The sequence below is a fragment of the Proteiniclasticum ruminis genome (genome assembly GCF_900115135.1).
Classification (GTDB): domain Bacteria; phylum Bacillota; class Clostridia; order Clostridiales; family Clostridiaceae; genus Proteiniclasticum; species Proteiniclasticum ruminis_A.
Genome location: NZ_FOVK01000012.1, coordinates 17,645 through 38,821 on the forward strand (window position 1 = coordinate 17,645; position 21,177 = coordinate 38,821).

Below are 21,177 nucleotides of genomic sequence, written 5' to 3' on the forward strand. Positions count from 1 at the left end.
GTTCTTTAATTCTTTACTGCATTCTTGAAGACTCTGTTGATACCCACGGAGTGGAACTCAACGCCTTCAACGCCTGTTCTTACCATGACCGCATCACCTTTCTGATATACAGGAAGGATGACAGCTTCGTCCATGACAATCTTTTCCGCATCTTTTAAAGCTTCCCATCTGGCAGCAGGATCAAGCGCAAGCTCTCCTCTTTTTGCATCTTCGATGATGGCATCATAGTCTGCATTGGACCAGGATCCATAGTTATTGGAGCTTCCTGTGGTCCACATGTCAAGGTAGGTCATTGGATCTGCATAGTCGGGGCCCCATCTGGTCAGTACCAGCTCATAGTCTCCAGCCTGCATTCTTTCTACACGGTTTTTCTTTGGCATGGTCTGAAGTTCTACAGTAAGACCTGGGAGGGCTGCCTGCCATTCAGACTGAAGGAACTGTGCAACATTGATGGAAGCTTCTGTGTCCTCCACCAGCATGGTATAGGTCAGTCCTTCTACGCCAAGCTCTTCAAGACCCTTGGTCCAGAATTCCAAAGCGCTTTCTTTATTGGTCTCTAGGTACGTTCCGGAGGTTTCTCTAAAATCTTTTCCATCTGGACCTGTGGCCAGAAGAGTAGGTACTGGGAAGTTTGCTGGAATGGATCCATCCTTCAGGATGTTGTTTGCAATGGCATCTTTGTCAAAGGAAAGAGCCATGGCAGTTCTGATGTTCACATTCTCAAGACCCTTCACCAGCTGGTTTGGAGATACATACCAGAGGTATCCGGCTACTACATTGACAAACTCAGGATCGTTCATGAACTGCTCCACTTGCTCTCCAGAAAGAGTCGCAATATCAAGGTCTCCATTCTGATAGGAAAGCATGGTCTGCTGGGAATCCTTGATGACCTGATACTCAATACCAGAAAGCTTCACAGCATCCTTATCCCAGTAGCTGTCATTCTTCGCTAAGGTGATGGTGGTTGCTGCTGGCTCATAGGCTGTGACCTTAAATGGTCCGTTGGCCAGTAGGGTTTCTGGAGATGTTCCATAGTTGTCTCCAGTGGAAGTGAAGAATTCTTCATTCATCGGCAAGAAAGAAGGGAAGGACATGAGGGACTCAAAATATGGCACTGGTACATCCAGCTGGACCACTAAAGTCTTGTCATCCTCTGCTTTTACACCAAGATCATCCACAGGAAGTTCCCCTGCAGCGATGGCATCCGCATTCTTCACACCGGCACCGCCCATGATGAATGCATATTCACTGGCTACCTCAGGATCCACCAGTCTCTTCCAGGCAAAAACGAAATCCTTCGCTGTGACTGGCGTTCCATTGGACCAAACGGCATCTTTCAGCTTAAAGGTATAGGTCAGTCCGTCTTCACTCTTTTCCACAGTATCCACCATGGCAGGAATCGGTGATCCGTCCTTATCCACAGAGTACAGTCCTTCCGTAACGGCTGCGATGACTTCAAAAGAAGTTCCATCTGTGGCAATCTGCGGATCCATGGAAGCTACTTCCACATTGAACTGGACTTTTAATGTACTGTCTCCCTCTGCAGGGTTTTCTGACGGTGTCTCCCCAGGTGTTTCAGCAGGGGTTTCAGCGCCGCTGCTGCAGGCGGTAAAGATCATTACAGCCGATAAGGCAAGTGCCATGGCAAGTATTCTCTTTTTCTTCATGTTAATCCTCCTTCTACTCTTCTTTGTATTTCCCATTAGGTACATCTGTACACGCAACTCAGACAATTTTGTAAACAAATTGTATCGGGTCGCCTAATATTTAATAATTATACATCTACACATGCAAGCGTCAATAAATTTCTTGCATTATTCCTTATTATTATGACATTTGCTTAAAGTAAATCTTCATATTCTGATGTAATCGTATTTATTTTTCATGATTTTACGAATCTAATATCACATAAACCTGTTAATTCTCGGACAATTATAACCTTTCTCATTATAGCATTCGCTATATACGGTAACATGATGACAAATTCACAAAAACCATCCGCCTTATGATGCAGGATTTCCTTCATTAACATATTATTCATGAATAATTATACGCATGCATCTCATCCTAGAACAGAAACAAAAAAAGACAGCCAAAACCATGGCTGTCATTAGCTAAAATAGTTCTATCATATGCTTTTTTGAAAGAGATAATGACTGATGTACCATTCATTGCCTTCCCGGTAGGCAAAAAACTCAGAGGAGGCCAGGAAAAAGGTTCTCCAGAACACAAACCACTTCAGCGCTTCTTTCTTTCCTTCCACCCTTTCCATTAGGGGCATGATGTCATCTTTCTTGTCATCCATTTTCTGCAGCCAGGCTTCCAGGGTTTTACTGTAATGATTTCCCGACACAGCCCATTGCTTTTCTAAAGAAAACTTTTCCGAGAAATAATGTAGAAGGTCCTGACTGGGCATGGTTCCACCAGAGAAGAAATACTTGGTCATCCAATCGTTCTCACTTCTGACTTCATAGGAATAGGGTGTTGTTTTGTGGGTGAAGATATGCACAAACAGTTTGCCATCAGGTAGAAGAAACCCGCTGACCTTTTCCATGAGCTTCTCATAGTTTCTCATATGTTCAAACATCTCCACAGAAAGAACCCGGTGAAACTTCTTCTCTATAGCAAAGGTGTTGATGTCTTCAGTGTACACCGTTAGATTCTGAATACCTCTTTCCTTCGCTTTCTCATCAATATACGCTTTCTGAGTGGCGGAGTTTGAGACAGCCACAATTTGAGATTGTGGGTACTTTTCCGCCATATAGAGAGACAACGATCCCCAGCCACAGCCAAGATCTAGAATGCTCTGCCCATCTAGAATCTCTGCCCTTTGGCAGGTGAGCTTCAGCATGGCTTCTTCCGAAGCATCCAGATGATTCTTCCAGTCCCTGGCCGGAAGCTCTTCTTCCCAATACCCGCAGCTGTATTTCATATGGCTTCCCAGAACCTTCTCAAAAAACTCCGTGGGCTGCTCATAGTGCTGGACATTGGCATCCTTTGTGTTAATGGCAATGGGCTGATTTTTCAGCTCCTCTACATAAGACAGAAACTTTTTTCTATGCTCTTCAACATCCCTCACGGTAATTTCTTTGCATCGTGCTCTTGTAATGATTCGAGCACCCCACCGGATCATAAAATCCGGCAGCAGGTTCTTTTCTAAAAGTGGTTCAAATCTCATAACATCCTCCCTTTCTATCGCTTCTCCATATTATCTTTTCTTTTTCACCTGATCTGCGGCAAGTTTTCCCGTAAGAATAGACACCGGAAGTCCCGAAGGACTGAAGGTCCACTGACCGCACTGATAGACATCTGCTAAGGGCGTTTTCACAGAGTTTGCAATCTTTTTGAATCTGTCTTCAGAAGGCATGGTTGGGTTTGTAAAAGCCCAGCCCGTGATGGCTCCCTGATAATTATGTGTTTCTTTCTCCATGGTCAGTGGGGTAGCACAGAGGCTGAACCGGACCTTTTCCTGAAAACCTGGAAAGATGGACTCCTCCAGCACCCGAAGGATGGTCTTTACAGAAAATTCCTTAAAGCCCTCATACACACCGAGATCCTTCATTCTTTTCACCACGTCATAACTGAACAGCGTGCTGACCACAAGACCTGTGCATCCTGGAGGTGCCAAAGACGGATCCCTTAACGAAGGGCAGGACATCTCATAAGTGGTTTTCTCCAGGTATTCTTCTGTATAGCGGAAAAGCTCCTTATCTTTTGCTTCTCCTACATTTGCCGAAAAAGAGACCGTGGAAAGGCCTTCCAGACTTGGCGTGTGGAACCTGTGACTGCCGCAGCGTTCCTGAAAGTAAGTCCTATCTTTTTCAACGCCAAGAAATACCGTTAAAATGGTATCTCCACCACGGCTTCTCTCCACCAGCCGTTTCTGAGCCTGAAACTTTTCCCCGAAAGCTCCTTCTGTCATGGCATAGAAGGCACGCTGATCCGCAGCCCAGATGAGCTTTTCATAGGCTATCACTTCTCCATCCTCCAGTGTGACTGTATGGCTTTCAGGATCTACCTTCACCACACCAGTACCGGTTCTCATTTCTCCCTTTTTCTCCCTGATGTACTCTGCCATCTTTTCTGGAAGCTTCCCTGTTCCTCCCAAGGGGTAGGTGTAATCCAGATACAGGCTGAAGTAGCTGAGAGCAAAAAACGCTGGTGTGTCTTCAAAAAAGTGCTGGATGATCACATCAATGAGGGCCTGATTCTCCGTAAACCTTCGTAAGTATTCTCCAATGGGCTCCTGAAGCTTCGAGGCCTTCCGGATATTCACCTGATACTTCATGAACCAGGGAAGAAGAGTTTTCCGAAGATAAAGAGGATCCATTTTCTCCAGAAACAGAGGGTTGTCGATGCCATAGAGCACATCCATGTATCCCATGACTTTTCTGATTTCTGCCATGATTCTGCCGATGCTCTCTCTTTCCATGGGAAAAAGACGGGCAAGCATCGCCTCATACTGGACGAGACTTTCTTTTCCCTGCAGTGCCATGGATTCTTTCCCAATGCCTATGGATACTTCATTTTTCACAAAAGAAAAATCAATCCCCAAGTCCTTCAGCATAGGAAACACAATCCCTGAGTTCTCAAAGGCACGGATGCCCGCATCAAAGGCAAACCCCTGATGCCAGAAAGTCTCCACAAGACCTCCCAGTTTTTCACGCTTCTCCAAAAGAAGAGCTGAAATTCCATTCTTTCTCAGATAGGCCATGCTGGTGAGTCCTGCAAGGCCTCCACCAACCACAATGCATTCATAGCTTCTACTCATACTGTCCTCCCTCAAGATAGGAAATGATTTCTCTGATGTGCACCGGTTCTCCTTTCTGGTGCTTCAAAATGCACCGGTCCTCATAGAGTGACAGATCCAAGGTTCCATCCTTCGTTCTTTCCAGACACTTCTTGGCTCCATGGAGATTCCCTACAGAAACTCTTCTCATAATGCCCCGGACATCCAGAGCTTTTCCTTTCGAGCAGGAAGGATATTCACAGAATCTGCATCTCATGGCCTCCAAAAGGATCCCTTTCGTCTTCACCTCATAACCTTCATACATCCGGTCTCTGGTGAAGGGTTTCTCCACCGTATGCACATGGTTTTTCATTCCTTCCTGATACACAAAGGGCTCTTTGCCAAGACTTTTCAGCACCGCATTGGCTGCGGAAAGCCCGGAGGTGGTCACCGTTGGCGTCCCTGTCCCCATGACTGTAGATTCGCCGCAAGCATACAGATGCTTCCACTCGGTCCTGATGTGGAGCCTATTGAACATATGCTGTCCAAGCATCTGTTTGGGTCCCGCCACAGCGCCCCCATTTTTCATATTGTAGCGCTCAATGGTCCTTGGTGTTGCCACCTCTGTAAATCGGACTTTATCCAGGAGTCCAGGAAACCTTTTTTCCAGAACCTGTAGAAGCCGCTCTTTTTCTTCTTTCTTCTTCTCCTGATATTCCTTCTCCGAGAAGGTCTCCCAGGGAAGAAACGTAGGCCCGATGGCCATGACAAGATGCTCGTCCTCAGGACAGAGGGTTCTGTCATCGATGCTGAGTAGATACGCCGTCACTTCGCTTTCATCAAGCTTGTCCGGACTTCCCACCAGCATTTCAATGGGAGCGGTATCTTCTGGAATGACTTCACGGTCCACCGCTGCATAAAGCACCACACTGGGATAGGTGGGCACCTGATTTTTCGCCCAGGTCCTCTTTTTCTCTGTGCTTTCACTCTCTGGAATCATCTTCCCATAGAGATTCCAGACGGTACCGGAGTAAATGATGTCATTTCCATAGAGGGTTCTGCCATCCTGAAGCCTGACCCCACAGGGTTCTCCCTCCTGAAAAAGAATCTCAGAAGCTTCTGTTTCCAGATACATGTCTCCCCCGTGCTCTTCGATGACCTTTTCCAGTTTTCCTGGAAGAAACAGGGTGGATCCTGCGGGGTAATAGCTTCCCCCCACATGATTGTCCACAAACATCACCGAAGCCAGCACCGCAGGGGCCTCTTCCACCGTAGCATAACAGTAGGTGGACGTGAGCTTGTCAAAGAAGTTGAAGATTTCTGGGTCTTTGAAGTATTTCTCCAGAAGACTTCTTGCGCTTTTATTGAGATAACCAAGAAACCTCATATAAGAGATGGGGTGTTTTCTCATACTCTTCAGGGCACTTTTCGGATCCGTCTCATCGGCAGACGTATACGTAGGGTTCTCCACCATGATGTGCTCATACATCAGTCTCATGTCAACATAAAATCTTCTGATGCTTTCCTTCTCCTTGGGAAACAAGCTGGAAAGTTCCTCGATGAAGCGGTCCAGATCCTCGTAAAAGCGGATTCGTTTCCCTTCATAATTGACGCAGTACAGAAGATCATGATGAAGGATCTCTATGGGTTCCTCCAGACAGTTCATCACAAAGCGGTGGGCATTGAATCCTTTTTCTCCAAAGCCATAGAGCATGGCTGACCCCTGATCAAAGGTCCTGTCTCCTCTCTTAAAGATGCCACAGGAACCCCCGGGCATATAACTCTTTTCAATGACAGCTACTTTGCATCCTCTTTTAGAGAGTAAGCTTGCCGCGGTGAGCCCCGAAAGACCGCCACCGATGACAAGGACATCATAACGTTCCATGCTTTTTCCTACCTTTCTGCTGCTGATTCTTACAGATCTTCCTTCTCTTTTAGAGGGTGAGATCCCGAAACTGGTATCTGCCTCTTTTTTCTGTGCCTTTTCCATACTGGATGGCTTCTACAGGACACTTGTTGATGCAGGACGTGCACATATAGCACTTGTTCTTCACATAGACAGGCTTCCCCTCTCTCATTTCTATGGCTTCTGCAGGGCAGTCTCTTGCGCACTGACCGCAGGAGATGCAGGCATCGGTAACATAAAATGGTTTTGTGGTTCTTGCTGCCAGATTGAACCCAAAATGGATCAGGGTGGATTTCAGAAGCGGAAAGGTCCCTTCCTCCACTTTCACGACCTTCCTCCTGTTCTTCACTTCGTCTGCCATGTGGAAAAGATCCTCTTTGGCCTTTGTGATCTTTTTTCTAATTGAATCTTCAGGCTCCAGGTTGGAACCCACCACATAGTTGTTCGGCATGACCACGGTGTAGCAGGCGTCCAGTGGCAGCTTCTTCTGAAGAGATTTCATGGCATAGCCCGCTTCTTCTCCACAGGTGGCTATGGCATAGGTATAAGAAGGTTTTCCCTGAATGGTTTTTATAAAATCCAGGACCACTTCCGGTACTCCCCAGGCATAAATGGGAAAGACAAGCCCCAGCACCTCATCTTCTATGGAACGTAATGTCTTCTCTCCTGATAGACTCTTGCATTCATCCTCTGTTCTCCTCGCCATTTCTTCCGCAATCCATTTGGAGTTTCCTGTGCCTGAAAAATAATAAATCATACTTCTCTCTCCTCATTCTCTTATATAGCTCTTCTATTCATTGGGATTTCCTGGGTTTTCTCTAGCCCTTTTTTCTTCTCTTTCTTTCCAGAAGCCTCTTCACTCTGGGCCGGTTATACCGCTGCACTAAGATACAGGGCAGATTCACAAGAATCGCATAGACCAGCATATAAAAGACAATCATTGGGGGTGCAAAGAATCCAAACACCCAGAAAAAAGGAAGTGCCAGCCAGTGGGTGAGCTCCGCCCGCCGAGATTCCAGAAGAAACTTCTGAAGACCCTCTTCGGAAAAATCTGAAAGGTGCTTTTTCTCGTACCTTTCTTTTCCCCTCTTGATGCTTCCGTCTGGAAGAAGATGTTTCCACCGGTTCACCCGGAAGACCTTCACATATAACTGTCCCTCTTTCTCAAAAGAGAAGGTTCTGAATAGAAAAGTCCTTTCTGTGTAGAGGGCGTCCGGAAACTTATGGCAAAGAAGCGCTGCGGTATACTGCAGCAGTGGCCAAAGCACAAAGATGGAAAGGATGGTCCATCCTGGTGATAAAAAAATAATCTGCATCACTTATCTCCTTCTATATGGATCGTCCTTTCCAGACAACCTTTTTCTTAAAAATCTTCTTGTACAGGGATGTGAAAAAAACAAAAACCAGCACCAGGAGCGGCAAAGGATAGAAAAGAACCGCCAAAGGATGAAACTTCCCCACGTTTTTCGAAAGATTATAGAGAATCCCTACCCAAAGAACATAAAAAACAAGATACACAAAAAGCCAAGTTCCCTGCTCGCTTATAAAAAAGGTCAGTATATGGAGTGGTACAGAAATCAAAGAAGAGAGAAAAAAGAAAATCATCATAAAGAGCAGAAGAGGTATTCTCATGGCTCCAGAGGCGATATTTTTCGTCCATCCTTCCAGAAGGCTTTGAAAACCTCCGCTGTACATACGGAAGGAAATCTCCTCATCTCCCACATAAAGATCATATGGGATTTTTGCTTCTTTCAGTTTGACCCCCAAAGCCATATCTTCTACAATATTTTCTTTTACACTTTCATGTCCACCAATGGTTTTATAGTCATCTTTGGAGATAAAAATAAGTGGACCATACAGTCCGATGTTCTGAGGCTTCTTAAGGCTCACGCCGTTGGCGCCGATCTGAATCAGATTGAAGAACAGGGAAGCCTGCTCATAGCATTTCTCCGTTTTATGATAGGGCTGCACAGAAAGCGGAATCCCTTTTTTCTCATAGGTTTTTAGAATTCTTTCTACAGCTTGGGGCTTCAGCCTCACATCCGCATCCAGAAACAGAAGAAGTTCTCCTTCGGAAGCCTCTGCTCCTTTCTGACAGGCCCAGGTTTTCCCCAGCCATCCGGATGGTTTATCACAGATGGTGATAACTTTCACTCCAAAAGACTTAGAAATTTCAGCTGTTTTATCCTTAGAGCCATCGTCCACCACAATGATTTCAAAGTTTCCATAACACTGCTCCTTGAGATCTTCTAGTAGAAGAGGGAGATTCTTTTCCTCGTTTCTGGCTGGAATAATGACGGATAGGCTCCTTCGCTTTTTATCATCAGGTGGTTCTATGTGCTTTGGTATTTTGGGGAACCTGTAGTACAGGAGCGGTGTCACCCCGATGCCAAGAAGGACAATGAGAAGTTCTATGATGTGCTGCATGAAGTTTTTCCCCTTTCTTCTCTGTTTCTATAAATGCTTTTCCCTTGAAAGCTTCTCAAAGCTTCAATCAGGATGCTTTCAGGTAAGTACTCTATTTACAATCCATATGAGTTCATTATATCATTTTTAAACTTTTCTGTTAATTTATTATTTATAAGCTCTTCCATCAGGTTCCTACTGGTATCCATTGCTCACTGTGTAGAATAGCTCTACTGAATAGATGAAGAGAAGTGCTTCTCGCGGAGAGATTCTGGGGATTGTCAGTAAATAACAAGGTTTGAATTCTATGTTTATATTTTAACTATATTTCAATGAAATTAATGCACTTGCCTAAGGTAATATTCTGTCCATCATTTATTCTTTTTATTTTCACTTTGATATTTTATAATGAAGTAGATCCTGACTTCTCTCATGGAAAACAGGATCCGGGTAGATATGGTGCATTTTGATGACACAGGAACACAAAGTTCATGTTTTGAATCTGATTTCTTGACATATCCCATAAACAGAATGCCTCTTTATCACTACCGACGCTTTATCACAAAAGACGAAAGGAATGATATAAATGAGTACAGTAGTGAACAGCCGGAAAGTTGCCGTCATCGGCACCGGATTTGTCGGTTCCTCCTCTGCCTTTGCTCTCATGGAAAGCGGACTCTTCTCGGAGATGATTCTTCTGGATGCGGACCAAAATAGAGCTGAAGGAGAAGCTCTTGATATTTCCCATGGACTGCCTTTTGCACGCCCCATGAAAATCACCGCTGGCACCTACGACGATCTTGTGGATGCGGCCATCATCGTGATTACTGCTGGTGCAGGACAGAAACCTGGGGAGACCAGGCTGGACCTTGTGAAGAAGAATGTGGCGATTTTCAGGACCATCATTGGCGAGATTGCCAAAAGAAACTGTCAGGGGATTCTCCTCATCGTGGCAAATCCAGTGGATATTCTGACCTATGTGGCTTTAAAACTCTCAGGGTTCCCAGAGAACAGAGTCTTCGGCTCAGGTACCACCTTGGATACAGCAAGGCTCAAGTATCTCCTGGGTGAGCGCCTTAGTGTGGATGCCAGATCCGTCCATGCCTGGATCATCGGTGAACATGGAGACTCTCAGATTGCTGCCTGGTCCAGCGCCAATGTCTCCGGTGTTCCACTCTCGGACTTCTGCTCCATGCGTGGCTTTACAGAGCATGACCAGAATATGGAGGATATTGCAGAAGATGTGAAAAACAGCGCCTATAAGATCATTGAAAAGAAGAAAGCCACCTACTACGGTGTAGCGGTGGCGGTGAGAAGGATCTGCGAGGCCATCATCAGAGATGAAAAGTCCGTGCTTCCTGTTTCTTCCATTCAGCATGGAGCCTTTGGCATTGACGGCGTAGCCCTCAGCATGCCGGCCATTGTGGGCAAAAATGGAGTGGAAAAGCAGATCCCCATCAAGCTCAGTGAGAAAGAACAGGTAGAACTAAGAAAATCTGCGGACGCCTTGAAGGAAGTGCTCAAGAGTATAGATTTATAGTATTACAAAATATCCCATTTGAAAAAGCGGTTCTCCTTCTTTAGGGAAACCGCTTTTTTCTTATAGCCACCTTGATTCAAGCCTTGAATGAAAACGCCTCTTTGCATCAGTGTATCTTTATCCAGTTCTTTGGACTACCCTTAGATTTTTTTATAATATCTCACAAGCTGAGCAACTTCTCTCAGTCTTTCAAAAGAATACGCATAAAACTTCTTGTACGAACTGCAGTAGTAATTCTCTCTGGATGCAGCACTTTCAACATAGTGACGCTTACATCCTGATTTACAAAGTGCGAAATAATCACAGCTGAAACACTCCATGTTTTTAGTTTTGGACTCATCCACAAAATGGATCGCTCTATCCCTCTTCTTCAGTGACGAAAAGTCATCCTGTAAAATACTGCCCAGCTTCCACTGATCCAGCACGTAAAAATCACAAGGATAAACAGATCCATCTGCTTCTACGACTGTATTCACAGAACATACCCCCGCCATATCACAGCTCTCAGGGGAATACCCCAGAAGAATCTGGATCAGATTGTCAAACATTCTGACGCTCACAGGTATATTCTGTTTTAAGTCATGATGCCATAGATCAAAGATCTGACATAAAAAACGTCCATAGTCTTCTGGTGTCAGTGAAAACTTCTCCCCTCCCGGACGCACATCCAGTCTGTCCAAACAAGGGATAAACTGCATGTACATAAAGCCATTCTTCTTGAGAAACTGATACACTTTGCCAGGATGTCTTGCAACATTTCTTGTGACAACTGTAAGGACATTAAACTCCACCTTATGCTTTCTGAGCATCATTGCTGCTTTTAACACTTCTTTATAAGTACCATTACCTAAGTAATCCACTCTATTGAGGTCATGAATCTCTGCTGGACCATCCATAGACAGCCCTATGAGAAAATTGTGCTGTCTGAAAAATTCTGCCCATCCTTCATGGAGGGTTGTGCCATTGGTCTGTAAAGAATACTCTACATGAATTCCTTTTGTATTATATTTTTCTACCAGTCCTATGAAACCCTTGTAGAACTCTATTCCTACAAGAGTTGGCTCTCCCCCTTGAAACGCAAATCCAACGTAACTGTCTGCATAGGCAAATGCCTTCCTGACAAATTCTTCCACCGTATCCATGGTCATGAATCCGTAGTTCTTTGTTGCCCGATGATTTGTCACATCATTATAAAAGCAGTAACTGCAGTTCATATTGCAGTACCCTGATGCCGGTTTGATTAAAATGGTCTGATTAGGCATTTGCACAGCTCCTTTCTTCAGTCATACTACGGATGCGCACCAGTGATGCTATGTTCTTAAGCTCCATCAGTTCTTCTTACGCAGTACACCCTGCAGTAGGTTTCTTATAATTTTAAAATACAGAACTCATTATTCTCTTCCAAATCTCTTTTTACACTCATTCATCAGTACAAAAGGATTCACACCTTTTGCAATTTTCATCTTGATTTCTTCCTCGTGTTCTTTGGGTACCAGTCTTTTCAGTTTATGCCATGTCATTTCTGGGCTGAACCGCATATCATAGTCAAAAGGCACAACATCACTCGTATGCAAGTACCAAAACATCAGCAGCTCCTTGTGATGAAGGATTTCTTCCCGGTATGCTTCATCATCGATCACATTGATCAGCTCCTTGGGATCCTTCTCCAAATCATAGAACTCATCTTTCTCATATAGCCTTGCGATATATTTAAACTGTCTCGTTCGAATCATTGTGGCTTTACCATGGGCTGTAGCATCACTTTGTGCCAAGTGCCTTGGGTAATAAGGGTTATAGGGATTTGTCCCATGGGGTCCATTTGCATGAAACTCGTCGCAATGGAGTTCGTGGGAAAGTCTTCCGCCTTCACAGCAAACAAATTCCCGATTCTCGTTCAACCTGCTCCCAATGATCTCCTTTAGACTCTTACCAAAGTGCGTATGGGTGGAGGAACAATTTGCATAATCCAGAACAGTACCATAAAAATCAACGAGCTCCACCAAACTGTCACTGATGCCTGGATCAACCTTTTCCCAAGCAGGTGGTTTAACTAGGAGAGGCACATTGGTGAGACAGTCTTCAAAGGTATTCTGGGATTTTTCAGATATCCCATAGTCTCCCGTATAATCTCCATGATCTGACAGAAAGAATATAGCGCAGTCATCATAGATACCGGCGTCTTTCAATGCATCACAGAGCTTTTGAAACATATGATCCACTTTCATGACCATGCCTAAATAGCAAGCCCTAACTTCATTCCAGTCCGCTTCTGTTAAATGCGAAAGCTTCTGATTTCTACGGATCAGCTCCATCATCCGCGCTTTCTCTTTTCCATCCTCGGCTTTGATCCGAGGCGGCAGCACTTCTCTCTTTATGGCACTGAAATATGGATGTTCCACTTGATAAGGCGGATGCGGATTAATGAGACCAAGGAAGAGACATAACGGCTTCTCTTCCTCATAGGTTTTAATTCTCTTGATGGCAGCATCTAGATCCTCATCATCTGCTCCATAATATACACCGGCCTCATCCACACCCAATTCACCGTGATACATAGAATAATCTATAGCACCTTCCCCTGACTTAAATCCATCAGATAGAGGATCTGGAGGTGTTTTAGCATTGCCTCCATAATAGATTTCGGAAGCATGCTTTTCAAGAAGGCCTTCCATCTGTCCTGCAATGAGATCGTTTCTGGCGTTCATCCAGACATGGTAGCCTTGGTCTTTCAGTTCTTTAAATAAAGACTCCTCTCCCTCCCTCAGTAAGTGTGTCATGGTTCTGTGTCCATTTACATGGGGATAAAGGCCTGTTGTAAAACTCGCACGGCTCGGAACACAAACAGTATTCTGACAGAAAGCATTTCTGAAAGAGACTCCTTCCGTGGTAGCAAATCGGTCTAAAAATGGAGTTCTTGCCGCGATATTCCCAAGATGCCCCATACTGTCACTTCTCATCTGATCCGGGTTAAATATAATGATATGTGGTTTCTTCATTCTTACCTCCTAATTTCATAAAAGTTAGGTTTCTCACAGAGATGCAGCGTGTCTTTTCTTGTCCACTTCTTCTCCACGTGGCATCCGTTTCAGCACTGAAGATCCACCGCAAGGACACCGTGTGCTGGGATGCTCCATATCAGTTCAGACTGGATCTCCATATTTTCAGGAATCAGTTCAGATTCCTCATGGAGAAGCTGAATCTCTTTTTCTTTCAGATACTCCGGCTTTCCAAGCTCCATCCAGAGCTTTTTGGGATTTGCATGAGTGTCATCAATCCGATAGATCAGAACCTTCTTCAGCGAATGAACGGATGAGACGTTTAAAGATACCTTCTCCTCTTTAATCTCTTCCCCTGGGATCGTATGGTTATAGAAAATGATGCGGTACCCTGAAGCCGTCTTTGTGGCAATGGCTTCCACGGTACCATTGGACGTATCTGATGCTATCTCTGCTCTCTGATTGCCTAGTCCATGAAACAGCTCGAAAACTCTGTAGGATGGCTTTGCCACCCCATAAAAGGTCTGAAGTCCGAATCCACCATGAAAGGCTCCAGGCAGCTGCCCGCTTTCCTCAAAAATATCTGAGAAAGTCCAGTAAGAATACCCTTCTACCAGTCCATCCTGATCCGACAAGGTCTTGGCAATCATGGCCGCAGCATAGGGTTCATCCCGCTTCGCATCTCCTTGCATAGCAGAGGTATTCCACTCTGTGAAGTACACTGGATAATCCCCCGCTTCTTCACGGACTCTTCTTGCCATTTTTGTCAGTACACCACGTTCATAGGTACGGTTTCCAGCCAAGTCTGACTGAAAAAACTCCATAATATCCATACCTGATTTCCAGAGCGGATCATCCGTGGGGTAATGATGCGTTGTGATGAAATCCAAGGGCACATCATGGACTCTGCAATAATCTACCGTATCCTTGATCCAGGAGTTGCAGGAAGTCGCAGGCCCACCTACTTTGAGTTCAGGATGGACTCCTTTGATTGTTCTTGCTGAAACTTCATACAGTTTGAAATACTCCTCCTTGGTTCCATCAAAAAAGAAGAACAGATTCGGCTCATTCCAAACCTCAAAAAACCAGGTTTTCACTTCATCAATTCCGTAACGGTCCACAAGGTGCTCTATAAATTTACCTACAAGCTCTCTCCACATGTCATAAGACTTCGGTGGAGTTATGTTAGCATTGTAATGAAAAATCGTTTTGTCCCCTCTGGCAATGGCTGAAGGCATAAACCCCAGCTCAATAAAAGGTTTCATCCCGATCCTGAGAAGAAAATCAAAAATATTATCGATGTTAGCAAAATTATATACAAGTCCAAATTCATTGCCATGATGATCTTTTTTCATGAGAAGCGTACTCATCTGATCATCAAAAAGGCCATGAAACCGCACATACTGAAATCCCAGTTCGTCGTGAGCCCGCTTCAGCTGAATTCTGTAATCTTCTCTCAGTGCCGTATAGGCATTGCAGCTGCCTATACAATGTTCCCAGAAGTGCGGAAACGGATGAAGCTGGTCACTATGTAATGTAAATCTGATCATTTATTCTCCTGCCTTCTCGTGCATTTCGTTTAGAATTATATTTTCATCATTTGATGGTTGAATCATTATTCTCCTTTCGGGATTCTGATGAGTTCACCATTCATTTCCTTCACCGTTTCTTCTGAGAGAACACTCTTCATCTTATTGCAGACCCAAAGCAGCGTAACAGCTCCAGGCACTGCTCGCTCTGCAAGTTTTGGCGCGAACTTTTTCACAACATTCCACGCTGTTTCGCTTGCCATCAAGGCGTCTAATGAATCCAGTATGGAATAGAAGTTCTCCGGAAAAACATCCACTTCGCCCTGCTCTTGGGTAAACCAGTTTTTCACGTTGATTTCCGGATGAGGATCCACAAAGACATAAGAAGTATCCGGCTCCTCTACTTTCATAAATACAGCCTGATCTTCTACCCCTTTCTGATGAGCTCTGATGATGTTCTGACCCGGCTGTAAAGGTACATTCTTGAAGAGGAATACCGTATTTCCAGAAACCGGCTCCATCTCAGCACCGTTAACGGATAAGCTGATTCTTGATAAATTCGAATACACCTTGATGTCCATCAAATCCTCATGACGGTGGATAAACCGCTTTTCGCAGATGTGGATAAAGGGTTCCTTGGACCAGTTGGCCTTATAGAAATAAAAGGCATCCTTCCGGATTTTCCTGTCAAAAGTGACCAGTCCCTTACAGTTTTTACCTTTAGTTCCCCCTTCATTTCGGATGGCACTGCCAAAATCAAACATATTCCAAAGAAAACTGCCCCAAAGATAAGGTTTGGCATTAATTATGCTGTAGGTTTCTTCATGATAGATGCTCTGAAACTCCTCTGAATAATCCTTCACTTTCGGATGAGTAGAATGGAAGGCAAGGTTCGCATCTGCCCCGTATTCTGAAATCCCCAAGGGAACCTCTGGATTCTCCTGATGAAACGCCTCAATCCAAGGATCCAGATCTTTTGTCTCCCCATAGTACCATCCATAGTAGAGATTATATCCTGTCATATCTGTAATCTGATTCAGCTGACTGGCGTTTTTCACATAGTACATATTCGCACTGGCAGTCAGTTCGTTAGGTAAAAGTTTATGCACAGTATCATTCAGTTCATCCACAGATCTGTACATACTGAGGGACTCTCCACCCATGGCAATTTCATTCTGAACTCCCCAAAAGCAGATGGATGGATGATGACAGTTCTGAAGTACAAGCTCTTTCAGCTGCTCTATCGCATTTTTAAGAACACTTTCTGAATCAGGCATGGACATCATTGGAATTTCAGCCCAGACAACATATCCTTCCTGATCACAGAGATCATAAACGAGCTGATCATGCTGATAATGAGAAAGCCTTACAGCATTGGCACCAATCTCTCCAATCAGGTCAAAATCACGTCTTATGACCTCCGGTGTCACTGCATTGCCATATCCTTCACAGTCCTGGTGTTTAGCCACACCGTTGATCCGCAGGTGTCTTCCGTTCAGATAGAAGCCCTGTTCAGCATGTAAAGAGCACGATCTGAAACCGAATTTCAGGCTGATCTCATCATAAACAGTATCCTCTCCCAGGAGCTTTGCCTCCAACGTATACAGACAAGGGTTTTCCTTTCCTTGCCATAAAACTGGTCTCTCCACCTTCATTGTCATTTTTTTTACGGATGCATCTGCAAGTTTAGTCTCCACGATTTCATGGTGCTCATTCAGTACGGACAACTGAACCCGGACGCCTTCGCTGCATTTCGTATGCAGCTCCACATGAAGCAGCCCGTTTTCTTCCTCATCTACGTCACTTCTAAGAATCACACCGCTGGTGCCATAGTACTCCAGATCAAAATGATTTTGTTCTGCGCAGATCAGGTTCACGCCCCGATAAAGCCCGCCGTACATTGTAAAGTCTCCTGCCAAGGGAGATACATCTTCTGTTGGGCTGTTGTCCACATACACGGTCAGCTCGTTATCCTCGCCCCATCGGACCAGCTGTGTTATTAAAAATCGGAAGGTAGCGTATCCGCCCCGGTGTTCTCCAAGAAACGTGCCGTTTAAATACACCTGACATACGGAGTTTGCTCCCAGAAATTCGATGTAGATTTCTTGATCCGCATGCTGACTTCCTATAGAGAAGCTTTTCTGATAGACATACCTCCCCCTGTCGTTGTTGTCACCTGTATTCCAGGTATGGGGGAGATCTACTGTCTCATAGGATGATCTGACATAGTGACTCTTCTCAAGATCTGTATTCACTTTTTCAAACATCCAGTCTGTATTTAATGGATATAGTTCTCTCATTTTTTACCTCCGTATGATTATACTCATCCACCAAAACCGATCATAAACATAATGATTTTTTAGGATGAAACGAAAGAGACAAGGCATGGATTGCTTGTCTCTCCTCGTATGGTATGCGTCTTTCGTTTTCTATGATTCCTTTATGACATTAGATAGATTCTCATCCATAGTCCTCAAAAGCTCATCTTGAATCTGCTCATCAAAATCGCCATTCAAGAACATCTGAAAGTACTTGTCACTAAATACTTTCCAGGAAGAAGTTTCCTTGGCAGCCAAGATAGGATAAAACTTAATACTGTTGTTTTCAGCAGCTTTATAATCGCCCATGGCGTCCCCTATCATAATGATTTTATCATTTCTGTACCCTGAATCGATGAGTTTTCTGATGCATTCACTTTTGGTTCCATCATTCTGAGCAAAGAAATGCTGCACCAGACTGTATAGTCCGCTTGTCTCCCATTCTTCCTCAATGGCAGACCTGTTTGCTGAGGAAACCACTGCAATGTCCGCCTTCTCTCCAATGCGCACCATGGCTTCTTTGACTCCTTCAAAAGGAAGAGCCAAGGGCAGATCTGTAATCAGCTCATTCACTCGGCGAGACCACGCAAGTGCTTTGGATAGGATCTCAAGTCCGGTTTTATCATATTCTGTCTTCAAGGCTTCAGGTGATAGAACCTTCGTATGGTGAACCCACGCGTTAAACTGCTTCATTTCCTCATAATCCACCAATTCAGGGTAGTAGGATAAGATGGCGGAAAGTCCCTGAAATCTGTTGATTCCTCTGGTTTTTGTATAGAGATTCAAATCATTCCACAGCGTAAGGATCTCCTGATGTCTTTCAGTCGGCACTTCCCAAACATCAAGTAGTGCAGGTCCGAAAGCTTTTTCATGTTTTACTGTCATAGAATCGATGGCACAGCCATCAGAATCAATGCAGACCAAATATCTGTTTTCTTTTTGACTACTCATTTATAACCTCGTTTCCCACCTGCTGCAGAAATAATGATCCTTCACCTCTCCAGTGAACTCTGACTTTCCGCAGAGCTTGTCTACAGTGGCTCTGATATGTTCTCTCGTACTGCCAAAGGAGTTGATGAAAGTCTTCACCTGAGGTATATCAATCAGATGATTGGTATAGTTCAAGCTGATACCAATGGTAGGAACCTCTGAAATATACCAGGGCAGTTCTACACTATGATGCTGACTCCATTTGACACGGACAACATTTTCCTGAGCGTAGCCGCTGATATTGAATACGACGAGAACCAGATCGTACTTGTCTTTGAACTCTTTTCTGCTGGTTTTATTCAGCATCTTCACAAAATTCATCATGCTAGGACCGTTTTCTGCTTCCAGATCGTAAAAGCATGGTGCCAGTTCCACTTGGAATCCCGCTCTTTCAAGCTCTTCCACCATAACAAGGCGTTGAGGGTCTGGTCTGTAGGCGATGCTTGTGGGTGCAGATTGCACATAAACAAGCCAAACCTTCTTCCTTTTTTCTGGGTCCACAGGAATGAGACCTGCCGTATCCTTTACCAGGGTCACACATCTATCTGCAGCCAGTTTCCTGAAGCTTCGATGCTCCTCTGTATTTACTGTGGTGTAAAGAAGCTCTTTCTTCGGAATAGCCACATGTTCATCGGTCAGATTGAGCTTTGCTTTCAGCCCCAAAATTCTTGTCACCGCATCATGAAGGCGCTCTTCCGAAATGATATTTTTTTCAATGCCACTTCTTATGAATGCCATGTCCTCATCCAGATCATTGGCAAATAAAATCATATCACAGCCCGCAGCCACAGCCAGAGGCAGTGCCTCTTCTCTGCTCTTTACTGCGGACAGTCCGATCATATGGGTGGCGTCTGTAAGAAGCAGCCCATTAAATCCCATCTCTCCTCTGAGAAGATCAGTTAAGAGCTCTGGTGCTATGGTGGCTGGCATGATTTCTTCATCTTTAATGCCTGGTCTTAACTTTCTGCTCATTTCAGGCAGTCCAATATGACCCACCATGATGGTTTCCACACCATCTTCGATGAGATTTCTATATACTTTTCCAAAGGTTTTGTTCCACTCATCTACACCGAGATGATTGATTCCAAAAACCAGATGCTGATCGAGCTCCTCTACACCATCTCCTGGAAAATGCTTGATGCAGCAGGCCATGTTGGGATTTCCGTCTTTCACCCCGCGGATAAATGCTCTGGTATTTTTCAGGACGGTATCTGCATCAGCTCCAAAGCATCTGGTGTTCACGATGGTGTTTCTCCAGTTCATATAAATATCCGCCACCGGATTGAAAAGCCAGTTGCATCCTATACTTGTTGCCTCCCGAGAAGAGACCAGTCCCATATGGTAGGCTGTATCAGTAGATTCATGCGCTGCTGCCTGAGCTGCTGTTGCTACAAAAGTTCCTTTCTCAGGAATACATCCATTTCCACCATCATCGCAGTTTGCAGCAATGAGCAGCGGTATTTTAGACAGTTTCTGATACGTGGTGTTTTGGAGATAGACTGTTTCCATATCTCCTCCCTGCCAACGTAATCCACCTTGATGATAGTTCTTCAAGGACTCTTCGATTTCCTTCTCAACAACACCAGGCTTGCTCTTCAGCGTAATAAACAGCTGTCCTATTTTTTCTTCTAAAGACATTTCAGAAAGTGTCTTTGTGACCCAAGTGATCTTTTCTTCACTGAGCTCATACGGTTTCATTCTTAAATTGACCATTATAATCTCCCTATAGTAGTAGCGCTTTCAAGTTCTATTCTTTTTGCCTTCGCTTCCTTAATTCGTGCTCTCTCTCTCCTTCTCAACGCTGGAATCTTCTCATTGGCTAGAAAAGCAAGGAATCCGATAAACACCAGCATATTGATGACCGTATTCAGTGAGTTGGAGATTTTTAATGCTACCATTCCTATTCCGAAAAGCTTTATGGTCAACGACGCACTAAGAATCCCCACAGCAATGTTCGTTCTTCGTGCGAGATAAGTCCCAAGAAACATCGGGAAAGTCATGGCGATCACTGCACTGTTGCTGGTCATACCGAGCATCGGTGCAAGAGCACCGGTGAACGATGCACTGAACACTCCTGAGATTGCAACCAGCCCTCCGGCCAAGGTGTAACAGATGACCACATGCCTGAACACATTGATTCCGGAAGTCTTCGCGATCTTCTGTGATCCTCTCATGGCTTGCATCTCATATCTGAACTTGGTGAAGGTGAACAGGATAAACACAAACAATGTGCCCAGACCAAGAACCATCAGCGTAAAGTTTGGGTCTACCAGCATTTCTATGTTGGGCACACCAAAGAGCTGCAGTCCTTTTCCATCAGAACCTGCAAAAGCGAGGCTCTCATAGATCATAGCCATACCAAGGCCTAGAATTACAGGTGGGATTCTAAAGACACTGAAGATCATCCCAACGCCAAATCCTGCTAGAAGTCCGATGAGAATTGCCACGATCAGCAGTCCAATGCCATTAAACCCAAGACTCACAGCGATGTTGCCACCAATGATGGTGGCAACAAGCCTCTGAGCTCCTAAGGATAAATCAAATCTTCCACTGCCTAGATTTAAAGACAAAGCAAAGGCGATTACCGCTGTGACTCCCAGATCCCGTACTAAGTTCCGAAGATCCAGCACCGAAGAAATGAGATGTCCACCTGTCTGGGAATACACCAGCAGTTCCATAAAAAGACCAACAACCAGCGGTACTGAAATCAAATAGATGGCCTTATTGACAAATTGTTTAACATTCAATTGCAGTTCTCCTTTA

The 21,177-nt window shown here is 44.6% G+C and carries 15 protein-coding genes; 1 reads left to right on the plus strand and 14 read right to left on the minus strand.

Annotation, left to right across the window (positions count from 1 at the left end; genetic code table 11):
* Nucleotides 1-5: 5 nt before the first annotated feature.
* The 7 genes from BM243_RS12590 to BM243_RS12620 all read right to left on the minus strand — a co-directional run bounded on the left by BM243_RS12590 (nt 6) and on the right by BM243_RS12620 (nt 9,062).
* Nucleotides 6-1,667: a peptide ABC transporter substrate-binding protein gene (locus tag BM243_RS12590; RefSeq protein ID WP_074912701.1), complete on the minus strand. Its 1,662-nt coding sequence runs from the start codon at nt 1,665-1,667 to the stop codon at nt 6-8.
* A gap of 461 nt (nt 1,668-2,128) precedes the next feature.
* Nucleotides 2,129-3,178, minus strand: coding sequence for an SAM-dependent methyltransferase (locus tag BM243_RS12595; protein WP_074912702.1), 1,050 nt, complete (start codon nt 3,176-3,178; stop codon nt 2,129-2,131).
* 30 nt (nt 3,179-3,208) lie between these two features.
* Entirely contained in the window at nt 3,209-4,771 is a 1,563-nt protein-coding gene (locus BM243_RS12600; protein ID WP_074912703.1) for a phytoene desaturase family protein, read from the minus strand.
* Nucleotides 4,764-6,719 (minus strand): phytoene desaturase family protein, encoded by a 1,956-nt coding sequence (locus BM243_RS12605; RefSeq protein WP_207646203.1) that lies wholly within the window; start codon nt 6,717-6,719, stop codon nt 4,764-4,766. The genes BM243_RS12600 and BM243_RS12605 overlap by 8 nt, the downstream gene beginning before the upstream one ends.
* The gene (locus tag BM243_RS12610) at nt 6,664-7,392 is read right to left on the minus strand and encodes an EFR1 family ferrodoxin (RefSeq protein ID WP_074912704.1); all 729 of its coding nucleotides are present in this window, start codon (nt 7,390-7,392) and stop codon (nt 6,664-6,666) included. The genes BM243_RS12605 and BM243_RS12610 overlap by 56 nt, the downstream gene beginning before the upstream one ends.
* A 61-nt stretch (nt 7,393-7,453) precedes the next feature.
* Entirely contained in the window at nt 7,454-7,951 is a 498-nt protein-coding gene (locus tag BM243_RS12615) for a glycosyl-4,4'-diaponeurosporenoate acyltransferase CrtO family protein (RefSeq protein ID WP_074912705.1), read from the minus strand.
* Between the two features lie 13 nt (nt 7,952-7,964).
* Nucleotides 7,965-9,062, minus strand: a complete 1,098-nt coding sequence (locus BM243_RS12620; RefSeq protein WP_083422798.1) for a glycosyltransferase family 2 protein — start codon at nt 9,060-9,062, stop codon at nt 7,965-7,967.
* A gap of 565 nt (nt 9,063-9,627) precedes the next feature.
* Between BM243_RS12620 and BM243_RS12625 the strand changes: the two genes are divergently transcribed.
* Complete coding sequence (locus BM243_RS12625) at nt 9,628-10,581, plus strand: L-lactate dehydrogenase (RefSeq protein ID WP_074912706.1); 954 nt, start codon at nt 9,628-9,630, stop codon at nt 10,579-10,581.
* 140 nt (nt 10,582-10,721) lie between these two features.
* On the opposite strand, the gene BM243_RS12630 is transcribed toward BM243_RS12625, so the two are convergent.
* The 7 genes from BM243_RS12630 to BM243_RS12660 form a co-directional block, all read right to left on the minus strand.
* Nucleotides 10,722-11,843 carry an anaerobic sulfatase maturase gene (locus BM243_RS12630; RefSeq protein WP_074912707.1) on the minus strand — a complete coding sequence of 374 codons (1,122 nt, stop codon included), beginning with the start codon at nt 11,841-11,843 and terminating at the stop codon, nt 10,722-10,724.
* 129 nt (nt 11,844-11,972) lie between these two features.
* On the minus strand, nt 11,973-13,577 hold the full coding sequence (locus BM243_RS12635; protein WP_074912708.1) for a sulfatase family protein: 1,605 nt from the start codon (nt 13,575-13,577) through the stop codon (nt 11,973-11,975).
* 89 nt (nt 13,578-13,666) lie between these two features.
* Nucleotides 13,667-15,127 carry a GH39 family glycosyl hydrolase gene (locus tag BM243_RS12640; RefSeq protein ID WP_074912709.1) on the minus strand — a complete coding sequence of 487 codons (1,461 nt, stop codon included), beginning with the start codon at nt 15,125-15,127 and terminating at the stop codon, nt 13,667-13,669.
* A 65-nt stretch (nt 15,128-15,192) separates the two neighbouring features.
* A complete protein-coding gene (locus BM243_RS12645; RefSeq protein ID WP_074912710.1) occupies nt 15,193-17,406 on the minus strand; it encodes a glycoside hydrolase family 2 protein in 2,214 nt (737 codons plus the stop codon).
* A 129-nt stretch (nt 17,407-17,535) separates the two neighbouring features.
* Nucleotides 17,536-18,375, minus strand: coding sequence for an HAD family hydrolase (locus tag BM243_RS12650; RefSeq protein WP_074912711.1), 840 nt, complete (start codon nt 18,373-18,375; stop codon nt 17,536-17,538).
* Nucleotides 18,376-20,127 carry a glycoside hydrolase family 3 protein gene (locus BM243_RS12655; protein ID WP_074912712.1) on the minus strand — a complete coding sequence of 584 codons (1,752 nt, stop codon included), beginning with the start codon at nt 20,125-20,127 and terminating at the stop codon, nt 18,376-18,378. It lies immediately after the preceding gene.
* Nucleotides 20,127-21,161: an ABC transporter permease gene (locus BM243_RS12660; RefSeq protein WP_074912713.1), complete on the minus strand. Its 1,035-nt coding sequence runs from the start codon at nt 21,159-21,161 to the stop codon at nt 20,127-20,129. Before BM243_RS12660 ends, BM243_RS12655 begins: the two co-directional genes overlap by 1 nt.
* Between the last annotated feature and the right edge of the window lie 16 nt (nt 21,162-21,177).

What these genes read in the sequence shown, in the direction of transcription:
- BM243_RS12600 (WP_074912703.1), bottom strand. Translation starts at nt 4,771, where the DNA reads ATGAGTAGAAGCTATGAATGCATTGTGGTTGGTGGAGGCCTTGCAGGA.
- BM243_RS12605 (WP_207646203.1), bottom strand. Translation starts at nt 6,719, where the DNA reads ATGGAAAAGGCACAGAAAAAAGAGGCAGATACCAGTTTCGGGATCTCA.
- BM243_RS12645 (WP_074912710.1), bottom strand. Translation starts at nt 17,406, where the DNA reads ATGAGAGAACTATATCCATTAAATACAGACTGGATGTTTGAAAAAGTG.
- BM243_RS12655 (WP_074912712.1), bottom strand. Translation starts at nt 20,127, where the DNA reads ATGGTCAATTTAAGAATGAAACCGTATGAGCTCAGTGAAGAAAAGATC.
- BM243_RS12615 (WP_074912705.1), bottom strand. Translation starts at nt 7,951, where the DNA reads ATGCAGATTATTTTTTTATCACCAGGATGGACCATCCTTTCCATCTTT.
- BM243_RS12630 (WP_074912707.1), bottom strand. Translation starts at nt 11,843, where the DNA reads ATGCCTAATCAGACCATTTTAATCAAACCGGCATCAGGGTACTGCAAT.
- BM243_RS12620 (WP_083422798.1), bottom strand. Translation starts at nt 9,062, where the DNA reads ATGCAGCACATCATAGAACTTCTCATTGTCCTTCTTGGCATCGGGGTG.
- BM243_RS12640 (WP_074912709.1), bottom strand. Translation starts at nt 15,127, where the DNA reads ATGATCAGATTTACATTACATAGTGACCAGCTTCATCCGTTTCCGCAC.
- BM243_RS12595 (WP_074912702.1), bottom strand. Translation starts at nt 3,178, where the DNA reads ATGAGATTTGAACCACTTTTAGAAAAGAACCTGCTGCCGGATTTTATG.
- BM243_RS12610 (WP_074912704.1), bottom strand. Translation starts at nt 7,392, where the DNA reads ATGATTTATTATTTTTCAGGCACAGGAAACTCCAAATGGATTGCGGAA.
- BM243_RS12650 (WP_074912711.1), bottom strand. Translation starts at nt 18,375, where the DNA reads ATGAGTAGTCAAAAAGAAAACAGATATTTGGTCTGCATTGATTCTGAT.
- BM243_RS12625 (WP_074912706.1), top strand. Translation starts at nt 9,628, where the DNA reads ATGAGTACAGTAGTGAACAGCCGGAAAGTTGCCGTCATCGGCACCGGA.
- BM243_RS12635 (WP_074912708.1), bottom strand. Translation starts at nt 13,577, where the DNA reads ATGAAGAAACCACATATCATTATATTTAACCCGGATCAGATGAGAAGT.
- BM243_RS12590 (WP_074912701.1), bottom strand. Translation starts at nt 1,667, where the DNA reads ATGAAGAAAAAGAGAATACTTGCCATGGCACTTGCCTTATCGGCTGTA.